Raw genomic sequence first — 6,256 nt, 5'->3', positions numbered from 1 at the left:
AATGCTTGGAAAATCAATCACCTGGCCAACACCCACCAACCGATGGATGTCAACCAAAGGAATCCGTCAAATCAATGACGGGGTTGTGCATCATGCACTGGCTTTTAACACACTGTTGAGTTCTCAAGAAACGGACGCGTACATCCCCACTAGAATCTCTTCCGAGACCCTCGCACGGAGGCGTTCATTTCGTTTTGTTTCGCTCTGTTGTGTCTTAATTCTTTCAGCCGTTCAAGTTCCTGTCAAATTGACCGGACTTGCTCGACCTGCGGGAATTAAGCCACGCCCCGCTTCCGGGACAACCCCTCTAACTTACCAGGCCTTTGACCGATTAGCGAACCGATCTTCAGACTGCCGTGCCAGAAGGGATTGCCGACAACCACGACACAACACACGCCAATGTCACCGGAGTGAAGGAGGAGGGTTGCGCCGCACCGTGTCGGCTTCTAAAGATTAGCAGCGCCCTCGACCACTCGGGACGGGTTCGTCATCATCCATGGCCACAGAACGATCACGGCCGGAACATAGACTCCCCACGTGAGCAGCTACACGCCGCCAGTGGCGAAGAAGGTCCCGACTGAGCGTACGCACCATGGCGACACCGTCATCGACGAGTACGCATGGCTGAGCAACAAGGAAGATCCAGATACGAAGTCCTATCTGGAGGCGGAGAACGAGTTTCTCAAACAGCAGACCGCTCACCTCGCCGACCTCCAGGAGCAGGTGTTCCAAGAGATCAAGGGCCGCACGCAGGAAACCGACCTGTCGGTGCCGAGCCGCAAGGGCAAGTGGTGGTACTTCAGCCGCACCGAGGAGGGCAAGCAGTACGGGGTCTCCTGCCGCGTCCCCGCGGACGGCGACACGCCCCCGGCGATCACCCCGGGCGTCCGGCTCGACCGCGAGCAGACGGTCCTGGACGGCAACGAGCTCGCCGGCGACAGCCCGTTCTTCTCGGTCGGCACCAACTCCGTCACCCCCGACGGCACGATGCTGGCCTACTCCACCGACTACAAGGGCGACGAGCGGTTCTCGCTGAGGTTCAAGAACCTCGAGACGGGCGAGCTACTGCCCGACGAGATCGCGGACATCTTCTACGGGGGCGCCTGGGCGGCCGACGGCTCGGCGTTCTTCTACACGCGCGTCGACGACGCCTGGCGCCCGTACCAGGTCTACCGGCACACCCTCGGCACCCAGGAGGACGTCCTGGTGTACGAGGAGCCCGACGAGCGCTACTGGGTCGGCATCGGGCTGACCCGCAGCGAGCGGTATCTGGTGCTGGGCGCGGGCAGCAAGATCACCAGTGAGGTGCGGGTCCTCGACGCCAACGACCCCACGGGCGAGTTCCGGACCGTCCGGCCCAGGACGACCGGGGTGGAGTACAGCGTCGAGCACGCGGGCGACTTCTTCTACATCCTGCACAACGAGAACGCCGAGAACTTCGAGCTGGCCACGGCCCCGCTCGACGACCCGGGCGCCTGGACCCCGCTGATCGCCCACCGGGACGACACCAGGCTCCTGGAGATCGACGCGTTCTCCGACCACGCCGTGGTGCACTTCCGCCGTGACGGACTGACCGGCCTGCGCGTCCTGCCGTACCCGCGCACGATCGAGGCGTGGCGCGAGCGGATCGAGGCGGCCGAGCAGAACGCGTACGAGATCGACTTTCCCGAGCCTCTCTACGATGTCGGGCCCGCCGGCAACCCCGAGTTCACGACGAGGCGGCTCCGGCTGGCGTACACGAGCATGGTCACCCCGCCCAGCGTGTACGACTACGAGCTGGACACGCACGAGCTGATTCTGCTCAAGCGGCGCCCGGTCCTGGGCGGCTACGACCCGGCCGACTACGAGCAGTTCCGCGAGTGGGCCGTGGCCGAGGACGGGACGAAGATCCCCGTGTCGATCGTGAAGCGGAAAGACTCCGGCAAGCCCGCCCCGACCGTGCTGTACGGGTACGGCAGCTATGAGACCTCCATCGACCCGAGCTTCTCGATCGCGCGGCTCTCGCTGCTCGACCGCGGGTTCGTCTTCGCCGTCGCGCACGTCAGGGGCGGCGGCGAGATGGGCCGCCGCTGGTACGAGGACGGCAAGCTGACCAGGAAGCGCAACACGTTCACCGACTTCGTGGCCGCGGCCAGGCACCTGACGGCGACCGGCTGGAGCGAGCGGATCATCGCCAGGGGCGGCTCGGCGGGCGGCCTGCTGATGGGCGCGGTGGCGAACCTGGCACCGGAGGAGTTCGCGGGCGTGGTGGCCGAGGTGCCGTTCGTGGACGCGCTCAACACCATTCTGGACCCGTCGCTCCCCTTGACCGTGATCGAATGGGACGAGTGGGGCGACCCCCTGCACAACCCTGATGTGTACGCCTACATGAAGAGCTACACGCCGTACGAGAACGTGGACGCCCGGCCGTACCCGCCGATCCTGGCGATCACGAGTCTGAACGACACCCGCGTCCTCTATCACGAGCCGGCAAAGTGGATCGCCAGGCTGCGGTCGACCGCGCGGGGCGGCCCCTTCCTGCTCAAGACGGAGATGGGGGCCGGGCACGGCGGGCGGAGCGGGCGCTACGACGCCTGGCGCGAGGAGGCGTTCGCGCTCTCCTGGATCATCGAAAGGGGCACGTCATGACGTATCAGGCCGACGACCGGCGATATGAGCGCCAGCCGTACAACCGCAGCGGCCGCAGCGGGCTGAAGCTGCCCGCCGTCTCGCTGGGCCTGTGGCACAACTTCGGCGACAACCGGCCGATCGAGAACTCCCGCGCGATCCTGCGGCGCGCGTTCGACCTCGGGGTGACGCACTTCGACCTGGCCAACAACTACGGCGTCCCGTACGGCTCCGCGGAGAAGAACTTCGGCCGCATCCTGCGCGACGACTTCGCGCGCTACCGGGATGAGCTGATCATCTCCACCAAGGCCGGCTACGACATGTGGCCCGGCCCGTACGGCGAGTGGGGCTCGCGCAAGTACGTCCTGGCCAGCCTGGACCAGTCGCTCGAGCGCATGGGCCTGGACTACGTCGACATCTTCTACAGCCACCGCCCCGACCCGGGGACGCCCCTGGAGGAGACCATGGGGGCGCTGGACCGGGCGGTGCGCTCGGGCAAGGCGCTGTACGCGGGCATCTCCAACTACTCGGCCGAGCAGACCACCCAGGCCGCGCGGATCATGCGGGAGCTGGGCACGCCGCTGCTCATCCACCAGCCGTCCTACTCGATGATCAACCGGTGGATCGAGGACGGGCTGCTGGACGCGCTGGAGGAGGCGGGGATGGGCTGCATCGTGTTCTCGCCGCTGGCGCAGGGCCTGCTGACCGACCGCTACCTCGACGGCGTGCCGGCCGACTCGCGGGCGGCCACCAGTCGCTTCCTGAGCGAGGAGAAGATCGACCGGGACCTGGCGCGCGACCTCAACGAGATCGCGAGGGGCCGGGGGCAGACGCTGGCTCAGATGGCGCTGTCGTGGACGCTCAGGGACCCGAGGGTGACGAGCGTGCTGATCGGCGCGAGCAGCGTGCGGCAGCTGGAGGACAACGTGGCCTGCGTGGACGGCCCGGACTTCACCGAGGACGAGCTCCAGGCCATCGACAAGATCACCGGTCCGGCTTCGTCGGCCCGATGATCACGATGCTGCCTCCAATGGTTCGCTCCGCTCACAGGGCGTCGTGCCGCTGGAGGTAGGTGAAGGAGGCCCACCCGGGCAGCACCGGCAGCCAGAACGTGAGCAGCCGGTGCAGCAGCACGGCCGACGTGGCCACCGGGTGGGGCACCCCCGCCGCGATCAAACCCACGATGAGGGCGGCCTCGACCGCGCCGAGGCCGCCGGGCGTGGGGGCGGCCGAACCGATCGCGTTGGCCGTGAGGTAGACGACGGCGACGGCGGTGAAGCTGATCTCGCCGCCGAACGCCGCCACGGATGCGTGGAGGCAGACCACGAACGCAATGGTGATCATGAGGGTGCCGACGCACGCCTCGACCATCTTGCGGGGCGACTGGAGCACGTCGAGCAGCCGGGGCAGCACGTTGGAGAACAACTGGTGCAACCGCGTGGTGAGCATCCTGCGCAGCGGCGGCACTCCGAGCAACACGACGACCAGCAGCGCCACCGCCAGCAGCGCTCCGACGAGCTGGCGCGACGGCGTGAAGGAGGTGGCGGTGCTGGAGCCGGTGATGTAGGCGAACAGCAGCAGCAGCCCGATGTGGAAGACCAGCATGATGAGCTGGGAAGCGCCCACGCTGGCCATCGCGCTCGCCGGCGAGATGCCGCGTTTCTGCAGGTAGCGCGTGTTGATCGCGATGCCGCCCACGGCGGCGGGCGCCACTAGCTTGACGAACGAGGACGCGAACTGCACGAGCACGGTGCGCCACAGCCGTAGCGGCTCGGGGACGAACCCGCGCAGCATCAGCGCGGCCGCCACGAAGCTGACGAACGAGGCGACCAGCGCGAGCCCCGACCAGGCCCAGTTGGCCGTGGTGAGCACCTTGTAGACGTCCACCTGGCTGAGCTGGGAGAGCACGATGTACGCGGCGATCGCGCTGGCGATGATCGTGATCAGCGTGCGCGGCCGGAACCGTTCGAGGCGGACCTCCTCGACCTTGCCCTGCGGCTTGAGCGCGACGATGTGCTCGCGGATCTCGGGCAGCAGCTGCTTGTTCTTGACCACGGCCGCCCGGGTCTCACGGGTGAGCGCGATGCGCTGGAGCAGTGGCAGGGCGGCGGCCAGCGCGTCGGGGCCTATCACGGCCGTCGCGGCGCGGACCGAGCGCTCGGGGCCGACCCGCAGCGCCAGGTAGGTGACCAGCTGCGCGACGTCGAGCCGGAGCAGCAGGTCGCCGGCAGCGATCTCGCCGCTGCGCGCGTCGGTCAGCACCACTTGGCCGGCCCGGTCGAGGTGGATGCTGTCGCCGGTGAGCCGCCGGTGCGCCAGGCGCTGGATCTGCAGCAGCTCTACCTGCTCCCAGATCTGGGCCAGCAGGGCGTCGTCGATCTCCGCGTCGGGCACCTCGTCGAGGGGACGCGTCTCCAGGTGCTCGTAGGCGAGCAGCGCGGCCTCAGTGCCGATCTCGCTGGTGCCGAGCAGCCGGGGGGTGCTCGCGCCGGCCGCCTGGGCGGCGTACGCCATGAGCGCCTCGCGCTCCAGCTCGGCTCTGAGCGATCTGATCGCGCGGCGCCTGGTCTCGGAGTTGAGCCGGATGCGCCGCCACAGCCGGTACGGCAGCCCGGCCACCTGCCGGTCGCGGTCGAGCACGGTGACGTCGAGGCTGGAGCCGTCCCTGAGCCCTATGGCGTAGCGGCGGCTACCCTGGTAGTCGTCCTCGACGCGGCGGGCGGAGACCACGGAGAACGAGAGCTTGCGCAGCGCGGCCACCACGGCGCTGCCCGGCGGCCGGGTGTTGGGGCTGCCGACGCCGTACAGGGTGGCGTAGCCGATGGCCATGCCGACCACCACGGTCACGATGGCGCTCGGCAGGGTGATCTGCCTGCCGGAGAAGAACGCCAGGATGTACAGGGCGACCGTGGTCCACATCAGCATCCGCCACGTGGGGCGGCGGGAGATGCGGACGGCGGTGGCGTACGCGATGACGGAGGTGAGCAGCGTGTTCAGCGGCTCGATGTCGCGGTCGCCGGTCAGCAGCACGCGCAGGTCGTCGAGGTTGCCGCCGACGAGCCACTGGCCGAGCAGGAACGAGCCGGCCATGCCGATGATCGCGGCGATCAGCCCTTCGGCGACGCGCAGCCCGTCGCGGTGGAAGACCCGCTCGACCGCGAACGCCGCGGGCACCACGAGGACGGCCGCGCCGCCGAGGAACGCCGCGATCCGGCTGAGCAGCGGTACGAGCTCCGCGCCCTCCTTGACGTCCTGCTCGAGTCCGATGAGCGTCTGCTTGGCGACCAGAGCGAGCAGGATGACCGCGCCGAGCACGATGAGCGTGGCGATGAAGCGCAGCAGGTCGGAGGGGCGGCGGAGGCGCTGGGGCAGGAGCGGCTCTACTACGTAGACGTCGGTTTCCGCGCGTGACTCAGGCACGGCTGGATCCCCCTCCGCGAGGTCCTCCGTGTCATCTCGTTCCCTGATTTCGGCCACTGACAGCGATTCTGCACCTTCCCGGCCGGACCGTGCGATCTTTAACTTCCAGTGTCCTCAAACGTGCCCACAGTCGTCGCACCGGGTCGCCGACAGGCTGCGCACGCAGATTACACGGTGGGGCTCCAGCCGTTCACCCCCGTTTTCCGCTGGAGCCTGCCACGTAAACTAT

At 68.0% G+C, this 6,256-nt stretch carries 3 protein-coding genes; 2 read left to right on the top strand and 1 reads right to left on the bottom strand.

All coding sequences use genetic code 11. From position 1 onward, the window contains the following. Positions 1-537: 537 nt before the first annotated feature. Positions 538-2,628, top strand: a complete 2,091-nt coding sequence (locus tag EJK15_RS35370; protein ID WP_138714830.1) for a S9 family peptidase — start codon at positions 538-540, stop codon at positions 2,626-2,628. Further along, positions 2,625-3,620 carry an L-glyceraldehyde 3-phosphate reductase gene (gene mgrA / locus EJK15_RS35365; protein WP_138714829.1) on the top strand — a complete coding sequence of 332 codons (996 nt, stop codon included), beginning with the start codon at positions 2,625-2,627 and terminating at the stop codon, positions 3,618-3,620. Before EJK15_RS35370 ends, mgrA begins: the two co-directional genes overlap by 4 nt. Positions 3,621-3,651: 31 nt before the next feature. Here the strand turns inward: mgrA and EJK15_RS35360 are convergent, their stop codons facing one another. Further along, entirely contained in the window at positions 3,652-6,027 is a 2,376-nt protein-coding gene (locus EJK15_RS35360) for a lysylphosphatidylglycerol synthase transmembrane domain-containing protein (RefSeq protein ID WP_138714828.1), read from the bottom strand. Between the last annotated feature and the right edge of the window lie 229 nt (positions 6,028-6,256).

Origin of the sequence: Nonomuraea basaltis (genome assembly GCF_005893125.1) — a bacterium.
GTDB lineage: Bacteria > Actinomycetota > Actinomycetes > Streptosporangiales > Streptosporangiaceae > Nonomuraea > Nonomuraea basaltis.
This window is presented reverse-complemented; position numbering and strand designations above follow the sequence as displayed.

Bases quoted from the DNA above. Each gene is read 5' to 3' on its own strand.
- mgrA (WP_138714829.1), top strand. From the start codon at position 2,625: ATGACGTATCAGGCCGACGACCGGCGATATGAGCGCCAGCCGTACAAC.